Source organism: Metapseudomonas phytobenefica (genome assembly GCF_043392685.1).
Classification (GTDB): domain Bacteria; phylum Pseudomonadota; class Gammaproteobacteria; order Pseudomonadales; family Pseudomonadaceae; genus Metapseudomonas.
Window position 1 is genome coordinate 317181 of record NZ_JBHZGM010000001.1, and the last position, 20563, is coordinate 337743.

At 64.8% G+C, this 20563-nt stretch carries 19 protein-coding genes and 1 other RNA gene; 4 read left to right on the top strand and 16 right to left on the bottom strand.

Annotated features, from left to right (window positions below; translation table 11 throughout):
* Positions 1–19: 19 nt before the first annotated feature.
* The 16 genes from ftsA to rsmI all read right to left on the bottom strand — a co-directional run bounded on the left by ftsA (position 20) and on the right by rsmI (position 17095).
* Positions 20–1270, bottom strand: coding sequence for a cell division protein FtsA (gene ftsA / locus ACFW0B_RS01450; RefSeq protein WP_449146177.1), 1251 nt, complete (start codon positions 1268–1270; stop codon positions 20–22).
* 21 nt (positions 1271–1291) lie between these two features.
* Positions 1292–2155: a cell division protein FtsQ/DivIB gene (locus ACFW0B_RS01455; protein WP_449146178.1), complete on the bottom strand. Its 864-nt coding sequence runs from the start codon at positions 2153–2155 to the stop codon at positions 1292–1294.
* A 4-nt stretch (positions 2156–2159) separates the two neighbouring features.
* On the bottom strand, positions 2160–3107 hold the full coding sequence (locus ACFW0B_RS01460) for a D-alanine--D-alanine ligase (RefSeq protein WP_449146179.1): 948 nt from the start codon (positions 3105–3107) through the stop codon (positions 2160–2162).
* Positions 3104–4558 carry a UDP-N-acetylmuramate--L-alanine ligase gene (gene murC, locus ACFW0B_RS01465; protein WP_449146180.1) on the bottom strand — a complete coding sequence of 485 codons (1455 nt, stop codon included), beginning with the start codon at positions 4556–4558 and terminating at the stop codon, positions 3104–3106. The genes ACFW0B_RS01460 and murC overlap by 4 nt, the downstream gene beginning before the upstream one ends.
* Complete coding sequence (murG, locus tag ACFW0B_RS01470; RefSeq protein ID WP_449146181.1) at positions 4551–5621, bottom strand: undecaprenyldiphospho-muramoylpentapeptide beta-N-acetylglucosaminyltransferase; 1071 nt, start codon at positions 5619–5621, stop codon at positions 4551–4553. Before murG ends, murC begins: the two co-directional genes overlap by 8 nt.
* A complete protein-coding gene (ftsW, locus tag ACFW0B_RS01475; protein WP_449146182.1) occupies positions 5618–6826 on the bottom strand; it encodes a putative lipid II flippase FtsW in 1209 nt (402 codons plus the stop codon). The genes murG and ftsW overlap by 4 nt, the downstream gene beginning before the upstream one ends.
* Positions 6826–8172, bottom strand: a complete 1347-nt coding sequence (gene murD / locus ACFW0B_RS01480) for a UDP-N-acetylmuramoyl-L-alanine--D-glutamate ligase (protein WP_449146183.1) — start codon at positions 8170–8172, stop codon at positions 6826–6828. Before murD ends, ftsW begins: the two co-directional genes overlap by 1 nt.
* 6 nt (positions 8173–8178) lie before the next feature.
* Positions 8179–9261, bottom strand: coding sequence for a phospho-N-acetylmuramoyl-pentapeptide-transferase (gene mraY, locus ACFW0B_RS01485; RefSeq protein ID WP_449146184.1), 1083 nt, complete (start codon positions 9259–9261; stop codon positions 8179–8181).
* A gap of 2 nt (positions 9262–9263) precedes the next feature.
* Entirely contained in the window at positions 9264–10628 is a 1365-nt protein-coding gene (locus ACFW0B_RS01490) for a UDP-N-acetylmuramoyl-tripeptide--D-alanyl-D-alanine ligase (protein WP_449146185.1), read from the bottom strand.
* Positions 10621–12084, bottom strand: coding sequence for a UDP-N-acetylmuramoyl-L-alanyl-D-glutamate--2,6-diaminopimelate ligase (gene murE / locus ACFW0B_RS01495; protein ID WP_449146186.1), 1464 nt, complete (start codon positions 12082–12084; stop codon positions 10621–10623). The genes ACFW0B_RS01490 and murE overlap by 8 nt, the downstream gene beginning before the upstream one ends.
* The gene (locus tag ACFW0B_RS01500; RefSeq protein ID WP_449146187.1) at positions 12084–13817 is read right to left on the bottom strand and encodes a peptidoglycan D,D-transpeptidase FtsI family protein; all 1734 of its coding nucleotides are present in this window, start codon (positions 13815–13817) and stop codon (positions 12084–12086) included. The genes murE and ACFW0B_RS01500 overlap by 1 nt, the downstream gene beginning before the upstream one ends.
* Positions 13814–14107: a cell division protein FtsL gene (gene ftsL / locus ACFW0B_RS01505; protein WP_449146188.1), complete on the bottom strand. Its 294-nt coding sequence runs from the start codon at positions 14105–14107 to the stop codon at positions 13814–13816. Before ftsL ends, ACFW0B_RS01500 begins: the two co-directional genes overlap by 4 nt.
* Positions 14104–15051, bottom strand: a complete 948-nt coding sequence (rsmH, locus tag ACFW0B_RS01510) for a 16S rRNA (cytosine(1402)-N(4))-methyltransferase RsmH (RefSeq protein WP_449146189.1) — start codon at positions 15049–15051, stop codon at positions 14104–14106. Before rsmH ends, ftsL begins: the two co-directional genes overlap by 4 nt.
* Positions 15048–15503: a division/cell wall cluster transcriptional repressor MraZ gene (mraZ, locus tag ACFW0B_RS01515; RefSeq protein ID WP_449146190.1), complete on the bottom strand. Its 456-nt coding sequence runs from the start codon at positions 15501–15503 to the stop codon at positions 15048–15050. Before mraZ ends, rsmH begins: the two co-directional genes overlap by 4 nt.
* 320 nt (positions 15504–15823) lie before the next feature.
* Positions 15824–16182: RNase P RNA component class A (rnpB, locus tag ACFW0B_RS01520), an RNA gene on the bottom strand.
* A 40-nt stretch (positions 16183–16222) separates the two neighbouring features.
* Complete coding sequence (gene rsmI / locus ACFW0B_RS01525; protein WP_449146191.1) at positions 16223–17095, bottom strand: 16S rRNA (cytidine(1402)-2'-O)-methyltransferase; 873 nt, start codon at positions 17093–17095, stop codon at positions 16223–16225.
* Positions 17096–17215: 120 nt separating this feature from the next.
* Here rsmI and ACFW0B_RS01530 point away from each other — a divergent pair, with 120 nt between their 5' ends.
* From ACFW0B_RS01530 to ACFW0B_RS01545, 4 genes are read left to right on the top strand one after another with little or no spacing between them, the layout of a single operon-like run.
* Positions 17216–19027 carry a penicillin-binding protein activator gene (locus ACFW0B_RS01530; protein WP_449146192.1) on the top strand — a complete coding sequence of 604 codons (1812 nt, stop codon included), beginning with the start codon at positions 17216–17218 and terminating at the stop codon, positions 19025–19027.
* Positions 19024–19392, top strand: coding sequence for a YraN family protein (locus ACFW0B_RS01535; protein ID WP_449146193.1), 369 nt, complete (start codon positions 19024–19026; stop codon positions 19390–19392). The genes ACFW0B_RS01530 and ACFW0B_RS01535 overlap by 4 nt, the downstream gene beginning before the upstream one ends.
* A gap of 28 nt (positions 19393–19420) precedes the next feature.
* Entirely contained in the window at positions 19421–20014 is a 594-nt protein-coding gene (locus ACFW0B_RS01540; RefSeq protein ID WP_016490999.1) for a phosphoheptose isomerase, read from the top strand.
* Positions 20011–20541: a BON domain-containing protein gene (locus ACFW0B_RS01545; protein ID WP_449146194.1), complete on the top strand. Its 531-nt coding sequence runs from the start codon at positions 20011–20013 to the stop codon at positions 20539–20541. The genes ACFW0B_RS01540 and ACFW0B_RS01545 overlap by 4 nt, the downstream gene beginning before the upstream one ends.
* Positions 20542–20563 lie beyond the last annotated feature (22 nt).

Here is a 20563-nt window from a genome sequence, read left to right on the forward strand (position 1 = left end):
CGCCTACTGCGTACCGCGGTTAAAAATTGCCCTGAACCCAGCGTTTGAGCCGTTCCAGTACAGGAGCCTTGGCTTCTTCGGCATAGCCGTAGTTGCCAGCGGAGACAGGCATGCCGTCGGACTGCTTCTGCAATCCGTACATCAGCAGGCCTACGCCCGTGGAATAGATGGGGTTGCGCACGACATCGGCGAGCCCCTTCACGCTATGCGGTACGCCCAGGCGCACCGGCATGTGGAAAATTTCTTCGGCCAGTTCCACCGCGCCTTCCATCTTCGCGGTGCCACCGGTGAGAACGATGCCCGCCGGAATCAGGTCTTCGTAGCCGCTGCGGCGCAGCTCGGCCTGGACCAGGGTGAAGAGCTCGTCGTAGCGCGGCTCGACCACTTCAGCCAGGGCCTGGCGCGACAGTTCGCGCGGCGGGCGGTCGCCCACGCTGGGCACCTTGATGGTTTCGCCGGCGCCGGCCAGTTTGGCCAGGGCGCAGGCGTAGCGGATCTTGATCTCTTCGGCGTACTGGGTCGGCGTACGCAGGGCCATGGCGATATCGTTGGTCACCTGGTCGCCAGCGATCGGGATCACCGCGGTATGGCGGATGGCGCCTTCGGTGAAGATGGCGATATCGGTGGTACCGCCACCGATGTCCACCAGGCAGACGCCCAGCTCTTTCTCGTCATCGGTAATCACCGAGTAGGCCGAGGCCAGCTGCTCGAGGATGATGTCGTCCACTTCCAGGCCGCAGCGGCGCACGCACTTCTCGATGTTCTGCGCGGCGTTCACGGCGCAGGTCACCACGTGCACCTTGGCTTCCAGGCGCACGCCGGACATGCCCAGCGGCTCGCGCACGCCTTCCTGGTTATCGATCACGTAGTCCTGGGCCAGGGTGTGCAGGACACGCTGGTCGGCCGGGATGGCCACCGCCTGGGCGGCATCCAGTACGCGCTCGATGTCGGCGCCGCTGACTTCGCGATCACGGATCGCCACGATGCCGTGGGAGTTCAGGCTGCGGATGTGATTGCCGGCAATGCCGACGAAAGCCGAGTGGATGCGGCAACCCGCCATCAACTGGGCCTCTTCCACTGCGCGCTGGATGGATTGCACGGTGGATTCGATGTTCACCACCACGCCCTTTTTCAGGCCACGCGATGGATGAGTGCCAATGCCGACGATCTCGAGTTGGCCATCAGCCGCGACCTCGCCCACCAACGCCACCACCTTGGAGGTGCCGATGTCCAGGCCGACGATCATCTTGCCGCTCTGTACGCTTGCCATGCTTCTAACCTTCTCTCTGATTCACTGCACGGCGACCGTGGTCGCCGCCGGGGCCTCGACCGGCGTCCGCCAGGCCACTGCCAGGCCGTTGGGATAGCGCAGGTCGACGCGCTCTATGTTCGCAATCTGATCCTTCAGCGTTTTCTCGTAGATCGAGATGAAACGTCGCATCTTCTCCACCAGATGATCCCGCCCAAGCAGGAGTTCCACGCCCTGGCCGGTGGACAGGAACCAACTGCCGCGCTCGCGCAGCTCCAGCCGGACTATGGAAAAGCCGAGCGGGCGCAGCATCTGGCTGAGCATCTGGTATTGCTGCATCACCTGCTCCTGGGCCCGCTGCGGTCCCCAGAGCTGCGGCAGCTGTTCGTAGTGGGCCAGTTCGCGCGGGGCGAAGGCCTGGCCCTGGTTGTTCAGCAGTGCCTCGTCGCCCCAGCGGGCGATGGGCAGTTGTTCTTCCAGGCGGACCATCACCTGGTCCGGCCATACGCGGCGTACCTCGGCGTGGGCGATCCACGGCATCTGTTCCAGCTCGCGGCGCATGCCCGCCAGATCGATGCTGAAGAAGCTCGCGGCGATGAACGGCGCGATGCGCTGCTGCACCGCCTCCTGGCTGATGTAGCTCAGGTCGCCCTGGACATTGACCTTGGCGATGGGCCGGTCGGCGTACGGCAATACTCGCTGGGCCGCTTCGTAGGCGCCGAAACCCAGCACCACGAGCATCACCGGCCAGGCCAGCTTGCGCAGGAAACCGAAGCTGGGCTTGGGCAAGCGCCGGCTCAGCGGCTCCTTGGCCACCATCCGGCTGGCGCCACGCGGTACCGGCTTGCGCGACGGAACGACGCGGCCGATTACAGGTTCCTGGCGGCGGATAGTGGCGCTACGCATGGGATCAGCCCCTTGCCTCGACGCTGTCGGTCAGGATCGCCAGCACCAGTTGCTGGAAATCCAGACCCGCAGCGCGCGCGGCCATGGGCACCAGGCTGTGATCGGTCATGCCCGGTGCGGTGTTGACTTCAAGGAGCCAGAAGCGCCCTTCGGCGTCCTGCATGACGTCGGCACGGGCCCATCCCTGGATGCCGAGGGTCTCGCAGGCGCGCGCGGTCAGTTGCTTCAGCTCCTCTTCCTTGTCCGCATCCAGGCCACAGGGGATCTGGTAGCGGGTATCACTGGCCAGGTACTTGGCGTCGTAGTCGTAGAAGGTGTGCGGGGTACCGAGGCGGATGGGCGGCAGCACTTCGCCGCGCAGCCAGGCTACGGTGAATTCCGGGCCGTGGATCCACTGCTCCACCAGCACCTGCGGGTCGTAGACGGCGGCATCGCGCCAGGCCTCGATCAGGGCGTCGACGTCCTCGACCTTCGCCATGCCAATGCTGGAACCTTCATGCGCCGGCTTGACGATCAGCGGGAAGCCCAGCTCAGCGGCGGCCTGGCGGCAGTCCTGCTCGCTGGCCAGCACCGCGTGGCGCGGCGTCGGCAGGCCGAGGCTGATCCACAGCTGCTTGGTCCGCAGCTTGTCCATCGCCAGGGCCGAAGCCAGGACACCGCTGCCGGTGTAGGGGATTTCCAGGCACTCCAGCAGGCCTTGCATGCTGCCGTCTTCACCGCCACGGCCGTGGAGGATGATGAAGGCGCGGTCGATCTTTTCCGCCTGCAGACGTTGCAGCAGGTCGTCACCGACATCGATGCCGAAAGCGTCCACGCCGGCGGACTGCAGGGCTTGCAGCACCATCGCGCCGGAGTTCAGCGAAACCTCGCGCTCGGCGCTCTTGCCGCCGTAGAGCACGGCGACCCGGCCGAACGCTGCCGGTTCGAGGGTGGATTTGAAGTGCGCACTCATTTCGTCTTCCTCTTGGCGTCGGCCTGACCGCCAAACAGCGGGTTCTGGATCAGTTGCGGCGCCAGCGCACCGATGTCGCCGGCCCCCTGGCAAAGCAGGATGTCGCCGGGACGCAGCAACGGCTTGACCAGCGGCGCGAGGTCCACGCCGCGCTCGATATAGATCGGGTCCAGCTGGCCGCGCTGACGGATGCTGTGGCAGAGCTGACGGCTGTCGGCACCGGGAATCGGCTCTTCGCCCGCCGGATAGACCTCCATCAGCAAGAGCACGTTGGCTTCACCCAGCACCTGCACGAAATCGTCGTAGAGATCGCGGGTACGGCTGTAGCGGTGCGGCTGGTAGACCATCACCAGGCGACGCTCCGGCCAGCCACCACGAACAGCCTTGATCACCGCAGCCACTTCACGTGGATGGTGGCCGTAGTCGTCCACCAGCATCACGCTGCCGCCGTCGACCTGCAGCTCGCCGTAGACCTGGAAGCGCCGGCCCACGCCCTGGAAGCCGGACAGGCCCAGGACGATGGCGTCGTCGCTGATGCCCTCGTCGGTGGCAATGGCGATGGTGGCCAGGGAATTCAGTACGTTGTGGTTGCCCGGCATGTTCACCGAGACATCCAGCGGCTCGCGGTCGCGGCGCAGTACGGTGAACCAGGTACGCATGCCTTCCTGACGGATATTGATGGCGCGTACGTCGGCGTCTTCGGAGAAGCCGTAGGTAACGGTGGGGCGCGCCACCTGGGGGAGGATCTCGCGCACCACCGGATCGTCCACGCAGAGCACGGCCAGACCGTAGAACGGCAGGTTGTGGAGGAACTCCACGAAGGTCTTCTTCAGTCGATTGAAGTCGCCCTCGTAGGTGCTCATGTGGTCCGCGTCGATATTGGTGACCACGGCCACCATCGGCTGCAGGTGCAGGAAGCTGGCGTCGCTCTCGTCGGCCTCGGCCACCAGGTAGCGGCTGGTGCCGAGCTGGGCATTGGTGCCCGCGGCGTTCAGGCGGCCGCCGATGACGAAGGTCGGGTCCAGGCCGCCGGCGGCGAAGACCGAAGCGATCAGGCTGGTGGTGGTGGTCTTGCCGTGGGTACCGGCGACGGCGATGCCGTGGCGGTAGCGCATCAGCTCGGCGAGCATTTCCGCGCGCGGCACCACCGGGATGCGGCGCTCCAGGGCGACCGCAACCTCGGGGTTGGATTTGTTCACGGCGCTGGACACCACCAGCACATCGGCGTGCTCGGCGTTCTCGGCGCGATGGCCGATGAAGATCTGCGCACCGAAACTCTCCAGGCGCTCAGTCACGACCGAAGACTTGAGGTCGGAGCCGGAAACCCGGTAGCCCAGGTTCAACAGCACTTCGGCGATGCCGCACATGCCCACGCCGCCGATGCCGACGAAGTGGATACGACGGATGCGGCGCATTTCCGGCTGGGGCATGGCTTTCTGGCTCTCAACCATGGGCCACCTCCAGGCAGATCTCGACCACGGTGCGGGTGGCGGCAGGTTTGGCCAGACGGCGGGCGGTAACACCCATGGCCTTGAGTTTTTCGGGCTGCATCAGGACCTCGGTCAGCTGAGCGGCCAGCGTGGCCGCGTCAGTGGAATGTTGCGGAAGAAGGACAGCCGCGCCCTCCTTCGCCAGGTATTCGGCATTGCGCGACTGGTGGTCGTCGATTGCGTGGGGCAGCGGCACCAGAAACGACGGCAGACCAGCAGCGGCCAGCTCGCTCACGGTCAGGGCGCCGGCACGGCAGATGACCAGATCGGCCCAGGCATAGGCACGGGCCATGTCCTTGATGAAAGGCGCGACCTGGGCTTCGACCGCGGCTTGGCGATAACGCTCCGCGGTGATTTCGTCATGTTTGCGCCCAGCCTGGTGGAACACCTCCGGACGCAGCTCGACCGGCAGCCGGGACAGGGCTTCGGGCAGCAGCTTGTTCAGCGGCTCGGCCCCCAGGCTGCCGCCCAGCACCAGCAGGCGCGGCTTGCGACCGACCAGGGTGTCACGCGGCGTTTCCAGGAACAGTTCTTCGCGCACCGGATTACCGGTGGTGCGCCGCTTGTCGCTCTTGCCGAAGGTATCGGGAAAGGCCTCGCAAACGCGGCTGGCGATCGGTGCCAGGCTGCGGTTGGCGGTGCCGGCCACTGCGTTCTGTTCATGAATGATCAGCGGCACGCCGGACAGGCGCGCGGCCAGCCCGCCGGGACCGGTGACATAGCCACCCATGCCCAGCACGCAGACCGGTTTCAGCTCACGCACGATACGGCGCGCCTGGAACAGCGACTTGAGCAGTTCGAACGGTGCCTTGAGCAAGGACTTCAATCCCTTGCCGCGCAGGCCACTGACATGGATGAGATGCAGCGGCAGGCCGGCCTGGGGAACCAGTTCGTTCTCGATCCCCTTCGGCGTACCCAGCCAGTGCACCTTGAAGCCGCGGGCCTGGAACTCGCGGGCACAGGCCAGAGCAGGGAATACGTGACCGCCGGTGCCGCCGGCCATGATCAGCACGTTGCCGCTCATGGGCGCACCTCCTCATCGAAGAAATCGCTCTCGACGAACTCCACTTCCTCATTGCCGAGGTGAGTGCGCCGCTCCCACTCGATTCGCAGCAGCAGCGCAAGGCTGACGCAGCAGATCACCAGGGAGCTGCCGCCGTAGCTGAGGAACGGCAGGGTCAGGCCCTTGGTCGGCAGCAGGCCGACATTCACGCCGATATTGATCAGCACCTGGCCGATCCAGAGGAAGGCCAAGCCGTAGGCGACGTAAGCAGAGAAGTACTGGCGCGCCTTCTCGGCCCAGAGACCGATATAGAGGGCACGGACGCTGACGAAGACGAACAGGCCGACGGTCGCCAGGGCGCCGATCATGCCCAGTTCCTCGGCCAGCACCGCGAAGACGAAGTCGGTATGGGCTTCCGGCAGGTAGAACTGCTTCTGGATGCTGTTGCCCAGGCCGACACCGAACCATTCGCCACGGCCGAAGGCGATCAGTGCCTGGCTGAGCTGGTAGCCCGCGCCGTACTGGTCGGCCCAGGGGTCGATGAAGTTGGTCAGGCGCTGCATCCGGTAGCTCTGGCTGGTCATCACCAGCACGCCGGCGGCGAGTACGGCAGCAGCCAGGGGAACGAAACGCACCAGGTTGATCCCACCGAGGAACAGCATTGCAATGCAAGAGCCCACCAGTACCACGGTGGCGCCGAAGTCCGGTTCCGCAAGCAGCAAGACGGCGATCGGGCCCAGCACCAGCATCGGCTTGATGAAGCCGGTGAGTTTCTCGCGCACCTCGTCCTGGCGACGCACCAGGTAGCCGGCAATGAACATCACGGTGAACAGCTTGGCCAGCTCGGAAGGCTGCAGGTTGAACAGGCCGAAACCGATCCAGCGCTTGGCGCCATTGACTTCCCGACCGATGCCCGGCAGCAGGACCAGGATCAGCAGAACGAAGGCGGCCAGCATCAGGCGAGCACCATGGCGCTGCCAGAAGGCCATGGGAATCTGCAGCGTGATCAAGCCGGCGACGATACCGATGGCCAGGTAAATCAGGTGGCGGATCATGTGGTATAGCGGGTTGCCGGACAGCGCCGCCGCGACTTCCGACGACGCCGAGGTGATCATCACCAGGCCCAGGCCGAGCAGCGCCAGGCAGCCGGCCAGCAGCGGGAAGTCGATGTCGATGCCGCGGCGGCTGCGCAGCGGCGACGGAGCGGCGAGCAGACGGGCCAGCATCAGGAGAGCCCCTCCACGGCCCGGGCGAACAGACGCCCGCGTTCTTCGAAGTTCTTGAACATGTCCAGGCTGGCGCAGGCCGGCGACAGCAGCACGGCATCGCCAGACTCGGCCAGTTCGGAGCAGCGCAGCACCGCCTCGTCCAGGGTCTTGACCCGAACCAGCGGCACGGAATCCCCCAGGGCGGCGGCGATCAGCTCGGCATCTCGGCCCAGCAGCACCACGGCGCGGCAGAATGCTTCCACCGGGCCCTTGAGGCCGGAGAAATCCGCGCCCTTGCCATCGCCACCGGCGATCAGCACCAGCTTGCCGTCGATATCGGCGCCCAGGCCTTCGATGGCCGCCAGGGCCGCGCCGACGTTGGTCGCCTTGGAGTCGTCGTAGTAGGACACGCCACGCAACTCGCGCACCCACTGGCAACGATGGGCCAGCCCGGCGAAGGTGCGCAGGGTATCGAGCATGGGTTCGAACGGCAGGCCCACCGCGTGGCCAAGGGCCAGGGCAGCCAGCGCGTTGGACTGGTTGTGGGCGCCGCGAATCTTCAGTTCGCGCACCGGCATCAGCTTGTCGAACTGGTAGGCCAGGTACTTCTCGCCGTCTTCCTCGATCAGGCCGAAGGACTTGAAGTCGGGCTGGTTCAGGCCGAATGTCCAGCAGGGCAGCTGGTCGGCCACCAGCGGACGCGACAAGGCATCGCCACGATTGACGACGACCTGGCGCGCACCACGGAAGATGCGGTGCTTGGCGAGGTGGTAGGCCTGCATGTCAGCGTAGCGATCCATGTGGTCTTCGCTGACGTTGAGCACGGTAGCCACCTCGGCATTCAGCCGGTCGGTGGTTTCCAGCTGGAAACTGGACAGCTCCAGCACGTAGAGCTCGACGTCGTCGTCCAGCAGGTCCAGCGCCGGGGTACCGAGGTTGCCGCCCACGGCGACGCGCTTGCCGGCAGCCCGGGCCATATCGCCCACCAGGGTGGTGACAGTGCTCTTGGCGTTGGAGCCGGTGATGGCGACGATCGGCGCCTTGGCGTGGCGGGTGAACAGTTGGATATCGCCGGACAACCTGGTGCCACGCCGTGCCGCTTCCTGCAGGGCGGGCGTGGCCAGGGCCAGGCCGGGGCTCACGTAAAGTTCGCTGGCGCGGCTGAGGAAATCCGGGTCGAGCTCGCCACAGCGCACTTCCACCTGCGGGAACTGGCTCTGGATAGTCGCCAGTTCCGGCGGGTTCGCACGGGTATCAGCCACGGCAAACGGCACGCCCTGGCGCGCCAGGAAGCGCACCAGGGACATGCCGCTCTTGCCGAGGCCGACAACGATGCGGAACTGGTCGGAAGCGATCAGCGTCACTCTCGATTACCTCAGTTTCAGGGTGGCAAGACCAATCAGCACCAGGATCACGGTGATGATCCAGAACCGTACGATGACCCGGGGTTCGGGCCAGCCTTTCAGTTCGAAATGGTGATGAATAGGGGCCATGCGGAATACACGACGACCGGTCAGCTTGAACGAAGCGACCTGGATCATCACCGACAGGGTTTCCATGACGAACACGCCGCCCATGATGAACAGCACCACTTCCTGGCGCACGATCACGGCAATGGTGCCGAGGGCGGCGCCCAGGGCCAGGGCGCCGACGTCGCCCATGAAGACCTGGGCCGGGTAGGTGTTGAACCAGAGGAAGCCGAGGCCGGCGCCCACCAGGGCGGCGCAGAACACGATCAGCTCGCCAGCGCCCGGTACGTACGGGATCAGCAGGTATTCGGCGAATTTGATGTTGCCCGACAGGTAGCAGAAGATCCCAAGCGCGCCGCCGACCATCACGGTGGGCATGATCGCCAGGCCATCGAGGCCGTCGGTCAGGTTCACCGCGTTGCTGGAGCCGACGATCACGAAGTAGGTCAGCACCACGAAGCCGATGCCCAGCGGGACCTCGATGTTCTTCGCCAGCGGCAGGATCAGCGTGGTCTCGGCCGGCGTGCTGGCTGTCATATAAAGGAAGATCGCGGCGGCGATGCCGAACACGGACTGCCAGAAATACTTCCAGCGGCTCGGCAGGCCGCGGGAGTTCTTCTCGATCACCTTGCGGTAGTCATCCACCCAGCCGATGGCGCCGAACGCCAGAGTCACGGCCAGCACCACCCACACGTAGCGATTGGACAGGTCGGCCCAGAGCAGGGTGCTGATGGCGATGGCGGTAAGGATCAGCGCGCCGCCCATGGTCGGCGTGCCGGATTTCGACAGGTGCGATTGCGGGCCGTCGTTACGCACGGCCTGACCGATCTGGCGGACCTGCAGAGTGCGGATCATCCAGGGACCGAGCCAGAGCGACAGCGACAGCGCTGTCAGGACGCCGAGAATCCCGCGCAGGGTCAGGTACTGGAATACGCCAAACCCTTTATGGAACTGTTGCAGGTACTCAGCGAGCAGCAGCAGCATGATTAGTGAGCCTCCCCCGTCCCGCAGAATGCCGCGACGACTTTGTCCATCGCCGCGCTGCGGGAACCTTTGATCAGAATTGTGGTGTTTGCATCCTGCTCGCTGACCAGGGCCTGGATCAGGCTGGCCTGGTCGGCGAAATGGCGCCCCTGGGCACCAAAGGCAGCGACGGCATGCGCCATCAGCGGGCCAACGGCGTACAGGGCACTGACTTTGCCGCGAGCGTACTCGCCAACTTCGCGGTGCCCTTGCTCGGCCCAGTCGCCGAGTTCGCCCATATCCCCGAGCACCAGGACGGTGCGACCGGAAAAGCCGGCGAGTATATCAACGGCGGCCAGCATCGACGCGGGGTTGGCGTTGTAGCTGTCGTCGATCACGCGCATGCCGCTTGTGGCGAGCTGCGCTACGGCGCGGCCTTTGACCGGCTGCAGGCTTTCCAGGCCTGCCTTGATCCCGACAAGCGGCACGCCAAGGACGTGGGCGGCAGCCGCGGCGGCCAGGGCGTTGGCGACGTTGTGCGCCCCCAACAGGTTCAGCTGGATGTCCGCGTCGCCAACCAGGCCGCGAAGGCTGAAGGCCATGCAACCGCGAGCATCGCGGGTCAGGTTCTCGGCACGCACGTCGGCGCGGCCATCGGTCACGCCGAAGCTGATCACACGGCGGCCTGCTGCGCGGGCGTGCCAGACATCGAACGCGCGGTCGTCGCGATTCAGCACGGCGACCCCGTCAGCCGGCAGACCCTCGAGGATCTCGCCCTTGGCTTCGACAATCTTCTCCGGGCCGCCGAACTCGCCCACATGGGCGGTACCGGCGTTGTTCAGGATCGCCACCTGCGGCCGGGTCAGGCCGACGGTGTAGAGGATTTCACCAATGCGCGAGGCGCCCAGCTCGATCACCGCGCTGTCGTGTTCGGCGCCCAGTTCCAGAAGGGTCAGGGGCACGCCAAGGTCGTTGTTCAAATTGCCTCGAGTTGCCAGCACGCTTCCCTGGGTCCGCAGGATGCTGGCGAGCATTTCCTTGACCGTGGTCTTGCCACTGGAACCGGTGACCGCGGCGACACGTCCGCTAAACCGGTCGCGATTGCAGGCGCCCAGGCGACCGAGACCTTCGCGGGTATCGGCCACCACGAGTTGCGGGATGGGCGCATCCGCCACCTTGTGCTGTACCAGGGCCGCAACGGCGCCCTTGGCAGCAACCTCGGCGAGGTAGTCATGGCCGTCGAAACGCGGACCGACCAGGGCGATGAACAGCTGCCCGGCTTCGATCTTGCGGCTGTCGCTGGAAACGCCGGTGAAGGCAGCGTCCGCCCCTACCAGCTCGGCCTGCAGCGGCCCGAGGAGTTCGGAAAGACGGAAGGGCTTAAGCATTGGGCACCTCCCACGCGTCCAATGCCTTGGCCGCTTCATCGAGATCGGAGAACGGATGACGTACGCCGGCGATCTCCTGGTAATCCTCATGACCTTTGCCGGCCAGCAGCACGACGTCATCGACGCCGGCGGAAGCGATCAAGCGGGCGATCGCCTGACCGCGGCCAGCAACGAAATCCACCTTGTCCGCGTCGGCAAAGCCCGGACGGATATCGGCGAAGATCTGCGCCGGGTCTTCGCTGCGCGGGTTGTCGTCGGTCACCAGCACATAGTCGGCCAGACGTTCGGCAACGGCGGCCATCAGCGGACGCTTGCCGCGATCGCGATCGCCGCCACACCCGAACAGACAGAGCAGGCGCCCACGAACATGGGGACGCAGGGCCTGCAGTACCTTCTCCAGGGCATCTGGCGTGTGGGCGTAATCCACCACCACCAACGGCTTCTCACCGCCGCCCAAGCGCTGCATGCGCCCCACCGGGCCTTGCAGCGACGGCAGGACGTTCAGCACATCCGCCAGCGGGTAGTCCATGGCCAGCAACGCACCGACCACGGCCAGCAGGTTGCTCAGGTTGAAGCGCCCCAGCAGCGGGCTGCGCAGCAGGCCTTCGCCCTGATGGGTAACCAGTTGGGCACGCACGCCGTGATCGTCGAAGTGGGCTTCGCGGCAATAAAGGAAGGCGCTGGAATCTTCCAGGCTGTAACTGAACAGACGCGACTCGTGCTGTTCGGCGGCCAGTTGACGGCCGAATTCGTCATCCAGGTTGATCACCCGCGCACGCAGGTTCGGCCAGCTGAACAACTTGGCCTTGGCAGCTGCGTAGGCCTCCATCGAACCATGGAAGTCCAGGTGGTCGCGGGACAGGTTGGTGAACGCTGCGACGTCGAAGTCCAGCGCGGCAACCCGGCCCTGCTCCAGGCCATGGGAGGAAACCTCCATTGCCACGGCACGCGCACCGGCCTGTTTCAGGCCTGCCAGGGTGGCCTGCACGGCCAGCGGATCGGGCGTGGTGTGGCGACCGCTTTCCAGCTCGCCATAGAAGCCGGTACCCAGGGTACCGACGATGCCGCAGCGCTCGCCCAACTGGTCGAGGGCCTGGGCCAGCAGTTGGCTGACGCTGGTCTTGCCATTGGTGCCGGTGACACCCACCAGGCGCAGGGCGCGGCTCGGCTCACCATAGAAGCGGCCGGCGATGGCCGACAGCTGGCCGGCCAGGCCCTTGACCGGGATCAGCTCGGCACCGGCGGTTTCCGGCACCTGCGCATCCACGGCTTCATAGACCACAGCGACGGCGCCACGTGACACCGCATCGGCAATGTGGTCGCGGCCATCGTGCTGAGCACCGGGCACGGCCAGAAACAGATCGCCCGGACGCACCTTGCGGCTGTCCAGGGTCAGTTCACGAATCAGGGTAGCGCCTTGCGCCTGGGGCAATAATTGGTTCAGTGGCATGGGCATCAGATCCGCCCTCCTTTGCCGGTGGCCGCTTCCGCGGTCTGTTGTTCCTCGGCGGGCAGGTTGTCCGGCGCGATGTTCATCAGTCGCAGCGCACCGGCCATCACCTTGCCGAATACCGGGGCCGAAACCAGGCCGCCGAAATAGCCCGCCTTGCTGGGTTCGTCGATCACCACCACCATCGCGATGCGCGGATTGGTGGACGGACCGAAGCCCGCGAAGAGCGAGCGATAGGCGTTCTGGGTGTAGCCCTTGGTTCCTACGCTGGCTTTACGCGCCGTACCACTCTTGCCGGACACGTGGTAGCCCGGCACTTGCGCGCGGAACACGCCGCGCGGCGCCTCGACCACCTGCTGGAGCATGCCCTGCAGGGTCTTGGCCACTTCTTCCGGCAGAACCTGGGCACCTTCAGGGGTGCTGTCCACGCGGGTCATCGACAGCGGCACTGCCTGACCGTTGTTGGCCAGGGTGGCGTAGGCATGGACGAGCTGGATCGCGGTAGTCGACAGGCCATAGCCATAGGACAGAGTGGCGGTCTCGGCCTTGCGCCACTCGCGGTGGTTGGGCAGGTTGCCCACGCGCTCGCCCGGGAAACCGAGACCGGTATCCTGGCCGAGGCCAAGCCTGCGCATGGTGTCGTAAATGGTCTCGCCGCCGATATCGAAGGCGATCTTGCTCATGCCGACGTTACTGGAGTTGATCAGGATTCCAGTCAGGTCAAGGACCGGCCCTTCGGTCCTGGACACATCCTTGATGGTGTAGCGGCCGATCTGCAGCGAACCGGGATAGACCTCGACCTTGTTCTCGGGCTTCCAGCGGCCGGTCTGCAGCGCAGCGGCCATGGAAATCGGCTTGACCGTGGAACCCGGCTCGAACACGTCGATCATCGCGCGGTTGCGCATGGCCGCGGGCTGCAGGTTGCGACGGTTGTTCGGGTTGTAGGTGGGCTGGTTGGCCATGGCCAGCACTTCGCCAGTCTTCACGTCGACGATCACCAGGCTGCCGGCCTTCGCGCCGTTTTCTACCAGGGCATTGCGCAGTTCCCGGTGGGCCAGGTACTGCAACCGCAGGTCGATGGACAGGGCCAGGGTCTTGCCCGGTTTGGCGTTGCGGGCGACCTGGACGTCCTTGATCAGACGGCCACGACGGTCCTTGAGGACCTGGCGTTTGCCGGGAACACCGGCCAGCCACTCCTCGAACGAAAGCTCGACACCTTCGCGACCGCGGTCGTCGACATCGGTGAAGCCCACCACATGGGCGGTCACTTCACCCGCCGGATAGAAGCGGCGGAATTCCTCGATCGCATAAATGCCCGGCAGCTTGTTGGCCAGGATCGCCTGCCCCTGCTCCGGGGTGAGACCGCGCGCCAGGTACATGAACTCGCGATTGGCGTTCTGCTCGATGCGCTGGGCGAAGGCCTTCGGCTCCTGGCCCAGCGCCTGGGCGATGCGCGGCCACTCGTCGCGAACCGCCATCAGATCCTTGGGGTTGGTCCAGAGAGTGGTGACCGGGGTGCTCACCGCCAGCGGCTCGCCATTGCGGTCGGTGATCAGGCCGCGATGGGCGGGAATCGGGATATGCCGCACGCTACGGGCATCGCCATGCGCCTTGAGGAAGTCATGGTCGATCACGTGCAGGTCGACGATACGCCAGGAAATAGCGCCGACCATGATGGCGAGCAGGCCCAGAACGATCCGGAAGCGCCAAGGATAGAGTGCGCCTTCCAGCTTCATCATGGCGCCACCATCCGTACTTCGGCCGGATCGGGGATGCGCATCTTCAGCTGTTCGCTGGCCAGGGATTCGATGCGGTTGTGTGCGGTCCAGGTGCTCTGTTCGAGAACCAGTCGCCCCCATTCGGCCTGGGCCTTGTCGCGCACACTGAGCTCCGCGTAAAGCTCGTTGAGCAGCTTGCGGTTCCAGTGGGCGCTGTAGGAAACGGCAATGGCGGACAGCAGGATGCCGACGAACAGCAGCAGCATCACCAGGCTGCCACCGGGCAGGGGCTTGGCGTAGAGGCGGCTCATCTCAGCTTCTCCGCCACACGCATGACCGCACTGCGCGAACGCGGATTGGCCTTGAGTTCCTCTTCCGACGCGTATTGCGGCTTGCCCACGAGCTTCAGACGCGGCTCGAAGACGGCCTGACGGATCGGCAGGTCGCGGGGCAGCTTGTCGGCTTCGCCCTTGGCATGCTTGCGCATGAATTGCTTGACGATGCGGTCTTCCAGGGAATGGAAGCTGATCACCACCAGACGACCGCCGACGGCGAGTGCCTCGAGCGCGGCATCCAGCCCCTGCTCAAGGTCGCCCAATTCGTTGTTGACGTGAATGCGGATGCCCTGGAACGCGCGGGTCGCAGGGTTCTTGCCTTTCTCCCAGGCCGGGTTGGCGGCACTCAGTACCGCCGCAAGGTCGGCCGTGCGTTCGAAAGGTTTCTCGGCGCGACGCTGCACCACGGCACGGGCCATGCGCTTGGCAAAACGCTCTTCGCCATACTCCTTGAAGACACGGGCGATTTCGTCCTCACTGGCACTGGCGATCCACTGCGCGGCGCTCTGCCCGCGGTCAGGGTTCATGCGCATGTCCAGCGGGCCATCGTTGAGGAAACTGAAACCACGCTCCGGATCGTCCAGCTGCGGGGAGGACACGCCAAGGTCAAGCAGGACGCCGTCCACCTTGCCCTCCAGACCACGCTGGCGTACTTCGTCGCCGAGCTCGGCAAAGCTCCTTTGCACAATGACAAAGCGGCCGTCATCGGCCGCCAGAGCTTGCCCCGTCGCAATCGCTTGCGGGTCCTTGTCGAATCCCAGCAAGCGCCCCCCGGGCCCAAGCCGCTCCAGAATGAGCCGGCTATGCCCACCTCGCCCGAACGTCCCGTCCAGGTAGCAGCCATCCTCGCGCAGGGCGAGGCCTTCCACTGCCTCTTCGAGCAGTACGGTGATATGGCGGAAGCTGCTGGTTGCACTCACAGGATAAGGTCACGTAGTTCGTCCGGCAGACCGCCGGGCTGTTTGATTGCCATGAGGTCTGCCTCGGAAATCGCGTTCCAGGCATCCTCATCCCACAGTTGGAACTTGTTCAGCTGGCCGACCAGCATGGCCCGCTTGTCCAGTCCGGCGTACTCGCGCAGGCGCGGCGGCACCAGAAAGCGACCGGCGCTATCGAGCTCCAGGTCCACGGCATTACCGATCAGCAAACGTTGCAGGCGGCGAGTTTCCTCGCGCAGGGAGGGCAGCTCTCGCAGCTTGGCTTCGATGAGCTCCCATTCAGGCAGGGGGTAGACAGTCAGACAGCGATCGACGGCGTCGATTGTCACGATGAGCTGGCCACCACAACGCGAAACGAGCTCGTCACGATACCGACTTGGCATCGCGAGTCGCCCCTTGGCGTCGAGACTGATGGCGTTGGCTCCGCGAAACACGGCTGCGCTTCCCCTTTGATTGGCTTTCCCTGCCGATAAATCCCACTTCTACCCACTTCACTCCACTTCCGCACACTATAGAAATGCGCCAGCCCCACCGTCAAGGCGCGCAAAAGCGGAAAATTCCTTACAGGACGGCAATTTAGCGAGGGTTTGGAAGGGTTTCGGAGGGTTTTGACGGAACAAAGGAGGAGTAAAATCCAGCACTTACAAGAAGCTGAACTTCGAACTTAAAGTAGTTTGTTAAGAGTAAGAACTTTTCGGCATTTGAAAGGAGGGGAAGACAACACCGAAGAGCTAACGCGAGGAGAAGTGAAAAAGCAGAGAGTCGATCTGTAAGCCGGGTTCTGTCGAGGACAGTCATTCATCTACGGCTGCCATCACTGACAGCCTTTAGCAACCTACCCGAATCCGACGCGGGCCACGCCATGGATTCCTATTTGGTCTTGCTCCGAGTGGGGTTTACCTAGCCACGAACTGTTACCAGTCGTGCGGTGCGCTCTTACCGCACCTTTTCACCCTTACCGGCGCTTACGCGCTTAGGCGGTTATTTTCTGCGGCACTTTCCGTAGGCTTGCGCCTCCCAGGCGTTACCTGGCACTCCGCCCTGTGGAGCCCGGACTTTCCTCCCTCTCAAAATCGTAGAACGAAATGAGACAGCGACTGTCCGATCGACTCTCCGCCGCCAAGGTTAACGGCAGGCGCCTCCGAGAACAAGCTCAGGAATCACCCTGCCGCTCCAGAGCCGCCTGGTAGAGCAGATTCTTGCGCACGCCAGTTATCTCCGCCGCCAGCGCGGCAGCCCGCTTGACCGGCATTTCCGCCAGCAGCAGATCCAGCACCCGCAGGGCTTCGGCACTCAGCGCGCCCTCACCTTCCGGGGCCTGCCAGCCGCCCACCAGCACAACGCACTCGCCCCGCTGCTGGTTGGAGTCCGCCGCCACCCAGCTGCACAGTTCGTCCAATGGAGCGCCCTTCAGAGTCTCGAAGGTCTTGGTCAGCTCGCGCGCCAGCACTGCGGGACGATCGCCACCGAAGACGCTGCGCATGTCCACCAGCGACTCCAGAATCCGGTGGGGCGCCTCATAGAAGATCAGGGTGCGCGGCTCCTCCTTCATTTCCTCCAGCCGGCCGCGACGCGCGTTGGCCTTGGCCGGCAGGAAACCTTCGAAGATGAACCGGTCCGAAGGCAGCCCGGCAGACGACAACGCAGCGATCAGGGCGCAGGCGCCGGGTACCGGCACCACCGCGACACCCGCGGAACGCGCCTGGCGCACCAGGTGAAAGCCCGGATCTGAAATAAGCGGCGTACCCGCATCGGAAATCAGCGCCACATCTTCCCCGGCCTCCAGGCGCGCGAGAAAGCGGCCGCCCTGGTCGCGCTCGTTGTGCTCATGACAGGCCGCCAGGGGGGTTTCGATTCCGAAGTGTTGCAGCAGGCGCGCGGAGTGGCGGGTGTCCTCGGCGGCGATCAGGGCAACTTCCCGCAGCACCCGCAAGGCGCGGGCAGTGATGTCATCGAGGTTGCCGATGGGCGTTGCGACCACATAAAGCGTGCCGTATGCGTTGCCGCTGGCGGAAGAAAGAGTCACAAGGCACCTCGGAAAATACTGAAAGCGCGCATTGTATCCCGATTCACCGGCCCGACATCGCGCCTCAACCGGTGCTTGGGTACAATCGCGTCTTTCTTCAACGAGTTTCGGGACCGATAAATGATCGCTTGCCTGCGTCCGCTCTCCGCCCTCTGCCTCGCCGGCCTGCTGGCTGCTTGCGCCAGCTCGCCCTCGTCAAGCCTTGGCGAATTGCCCCGCACCCCCGAGGCCAGCATCGAGCAGCTGCTGCAGCAGGCCAGCGAAGCCAAGCCGGAACAGGCCGTACTGCTGCGCCTTTCCGCAGCCGACCTCGCCTATAAACAGCAGGACGTTGGCCGATCCGCTCGAATCCTCGAGCAGATCCCGATGGAAAGCCTGAAGCCCGCTCAGCAGATCTTCGCCAGTACCCTGGCCGCCGAACTGGCCATGGCCCGCAACCAGCCGAAGAGCGCTCTCAAGGCCCTGAGCCACCCCAGCCTCGAACACCTCGCCGAACTGCCCGTCGACCAGCAGGTGCGCACCCAGCTCGTCCGCGCCCGCGCCCTTGAGGCCGACGGCCAGGCCCTCGCTGCCGCTCGCGAACGTGTATTCATTGCCCCCCTGTTGAGCGGCGAAGCTGCCAGCAACAACCATGAAGCCATCTGGGCACTGGTTTCCAGCCTGCCGCTGAACCAGCTGCAAGGCGGCGCCGACAAGGACCTGGCCGGCTGGCTGGAACTCGCCCGCCTGACCAAGACCTCCTCCACCCTGGAACAGCAGCAGGCCGCCATCGACAACTGGCGTGCACAGAATCCGGAGCATCCGGCCGCCAAGCAGCTGCCACAGGCCCTGACCAAGCTGAAGGAAATCGCTGGCCAGCCCCTGACCAAGATTGCCCTGCTGCTGCCCCAGGAAGGCCAGCTTGCCTCGGTATCCCGCGCGCTGCGCGACGGTTTCCTGGCCGCCCACTACCAGGCCCAGCAATCCGGCCAGCCGCAACCGGCCATTGAGCTGTATGACAGCACCCGGCTGACCTCCATCGACGACTTCTACCGCCAGGCCCAGGCCGACGGCGTGCAGCTGGTGGTAGGTCCGCTGGAGAAGCCGCTGGTCAAGCAGCTCAGCTCCCGCGAACAACTGCCCATCACCACTCTGGCCCTGAACTACAGCGATGCCGACCAGGAAAGCCCTGCCCAACTCTTCCAGTTCGGCCTCTCCGCCGAGGACGAAGCCCGCGAAGTGGCCCGCCGCGCCTGGGCTGACGGCATGCGCAGCGCAGTGGCTCTCGTGCCTCGCGGTGAATGGGGTGACCGCGTACTGCGCGCTTTCCAGCAAAGCTGGCAGACCGAAGGTGGCCGCCTGATCGCCGCCGAGCATGTCGATCAGCCTGTCGCGCTTGCCCAGCAGATCGCCGACCTCTTCCAGCTTCGCCAGAGCGAAGCCCGCACCAAGCGCCTGCAGAACACCCTCGGGGTTCCAGTAGCCGCCCAGCCGGCGCGCCGCCAGGACGTCGACTTCATTTTCCTCGCTGCCACCCCACAGCAAGCCCAGCAGATCAAGCCAACCCTGGCCTTCCAGTACGCCGGCGATGTACCGGTCTATGCCACTTCCCACCTCTATTCCGCGAGCAACGATCCGGCCCAGTACCAGGACCTGAACGGCATCCGCTTCTGCGAGACCCCGTGGCTGCTGAATGGCGATGATCCGCTGCGTCAGCAGGTCGGCAACCAATGGCCCCAGGCCGGCGGAAGCCTCGGTCGTCTTTATGCGATGGGTGCCGACGCCTATCGCCTGGCACCGCGCCTGACGCAACTGAAGCTCCTGCCGGAAACGCAGGTTGATGGTCTTTCCGGTCGCCTGAGCCTGAACCCCGCTCGTCGAATCGAGCGCCAGCTGCCCTGGGCCGAGTTCCGCGACGGCCGGGTCCAGCGCCTGCAAGATAGCGACTCTTGATTGATCGACGAGTCCGCGGGCAAGCGGCGGAAGCCATTGCCCGCGCCCACCTCGAATCAAATGGGCTTCGTCTGTTGTCCCAGAACTGGCTGTGCCGGCGGGGCGAGCTCGATCTGGTCATGCTCGACGGCGATACAGTAGTATTCGCCGAAGTCCGCTACCGGCGTCATACCGGATGGGGCGGCGCACTCGAGAGCGTCGATGCCCGCAAGCGCGAAAAACTGGCATACGCCGCCCAGCAGTTCCTCCAGCAGGAATCCCGCTGGGCAAAACACCCTTGTAGATTTGATGTGATTGCCGTCGAAGCAATGGACGGTGATTCGCCCCCGCGACTGACCTGGCTGAAGAACGCCTTCGACACCTGATCGGTCGCCCCACTGAAGGTCTTACCCGATGGACATGCAACCCCGTATCCGCCAACTCTTCCAAGCCAGCATCGACACCAAGCTGCAGGCCATGGAACTGCTGGCCCCGCACATCGAGCACGGCAGCATGGTGATGGTCCACGCACTGCTCAATGAGGGCAAGATCCTGTCCTGCGGCAACGGCGGCTCGGCCGGCGATGCCCAGCACTTTTCCTCGGAGCTGCTCAACCGCTTCGAACGCGAGCGCCCGAGCCTGCCGGCCATCGCTCTGACTACCGACAGCTCGACCATCACTTCCATCGCCAACGATTACAGCTACAACGAAGTCTTTTCCAAGCAGATCCGCGCCCTGGGCCAGCCTGGTGACGTGCTCCTGGCCATCTCCACCAGCGGCAATTCGGCCAACGTGATCCAGGCCATCCAGGCCGCCCACGACCGAGAAATGGTCGTCGTCGCCCTGACCGGCCGCGACGGCGGCGGCATGGCCTCCCTGCTCCTGCCGGAGGATGTGGAAATTCGCGTGCCCTCCAAGGTCACGGCACGCATCCAGGAAGTTCACCTGCTGAGCATCCACTGCCTCTGCGACCTGATCGACCGTCAACTGTTTGGGAGTGAAGAATGAACCGTTCCCCCCTGATACTCGCCGGCCTCGCCCTGTGCCTTGCGCTTTCCGGCTGCGGCGGACGCACTGTCGGAAAGGCCATCGACGACCAGTCCACCCCGTCCAAGGTGCGCGCCAAGGTCGAGGCTGCCAGCCCTGACCTGAAGACCAATTCACACATCGTGGTCGCCAGCTACAACGGCGTCGTACTGCTCGCCGGCCAGACACCGCGCGCCGACCTCAAGGAATTGGCAGGCCAGGCCGCGCAAACCGCCCAGGGTGTACGTCGCGTGCATAACGAACTGCAGGTACTGCAGCCCTCCTCGACCCTGGCGCGCATGAACGACAGCACCATCACCACCAAGATCACCACCCAGTTCCTGGCTGACGGCAAAGTGCCCAGCTCGCAGATCAAGGTGGTGACCGAAAACGGCATCGTCTACCTGCTGGGCCTGGTTACCCGCCAGGAAGCCCAGCTGGCGACCAACATCGTCCAGGGCGTCTCCGGCGTACAGAAGATCGTTCGGCTCTTCGAATACACCAACTGACCCTGACCGCAGACACAAAAAA

Bases quoted from the DNA above. Each gene is read 5' to 3' on its own strand.
- murE (WP_449146186.1), bottom strand. From the start codon at position 12,084: ATGCCCATGCCACTGAACCAATTATTGCCCCAGGCGCAAGGCGCTACC.
- ACFW0B_RS01530 (WP_449146192.1), top strand. From the start codon at position 17,216: ATGATCGCTTGCCTGCGTCCGCTCTCCGCCCTCTGCCTCGCCGGCCTG.
- ACFW0B_RS01490 (WP_449146185.1), bottom strand. From the start codon at position 10,628: ATGCTTAAGCCCTTCCGTCTTTCCGAACTCCTCGGGCCGCTGCAGGCC.
- ACFW0B_RS01460 (WP_449146179.1), bottom strand. From the start codon at position 3,107: ATGAGTGCGCACTTCAAATCCACCCTCGAACCGGCAGCGTTCGGCCGG.
- murC (WP_449146180.1), bottom strand. From the start codon at position 4,558: ATGGTTGAGAGCCAGAAAGCCATGCCCCAGCCGGAAATGCGCCGCATC.
- ACFW0B_RS01500 (WP_449146187.1), bottom strand. From the start codon at position 13,817: ATGATGAAGCTGGAAGGCGCACTCTATCCTTGGCGCTTCCGGATCGTT.
- mraY (WP_449146184.1), bottom strand. From the start codon at position 9,261: ATGCTGCTGCTGCTCGCTGAGTACCTGCAACAGTTCCATAAAGGGTTT.
- ftsA (WP_449146177.1), bottom strand. From the start codon at position 1,270: ATGGCAAGCGTACAGAGCGGCAAGATGATCGTCGGCCTGGACATCGGC.
- ftsW (WP_449146182.1), bottom strand. From the start codon at position 6,826: ATGCTGGCCCGTCTGCTCGCCGCTCCGTCGCCGCTGCGCAGCCGCCGC.
- ftsL (WP_449146188.1), bottom strand. From the start codon at position 14,107: ATGAGCCGCCTCTACGCCAAGCCCCTGCCCGGTGGCAGCCTGGTGATG.
- ACFW0B_RS01455 (WP_449146178.1), bottom strand. From the start codon at position 2,155: ATGCGTAGCGCCACTATCCGCCGCCAGGAACCTGTAATCGGCCGCGTC.
- ACFW0B_RS01545 (WP_449146194.1), top strand. From the start codon at position 20,011: ATGAACCGTTCCCCCCTGATACTCGCCGGCCTCGCCCTGTGCCTTGCG.
- murG (WP_449146181.1), bottom strand. From the start codon at position 5,621: ATGAGCGGCAACGTGCTGATCATGGCCGGCGGCACCGGCGGTCACGTA.
- ACFW0B_RS01540 (WP_016490999.1), top strand. From the start codon at position 19,421: ATGGACATGCAACCCCGTATCCGCCAACTCTTCCAAGCCAGCATCGAC.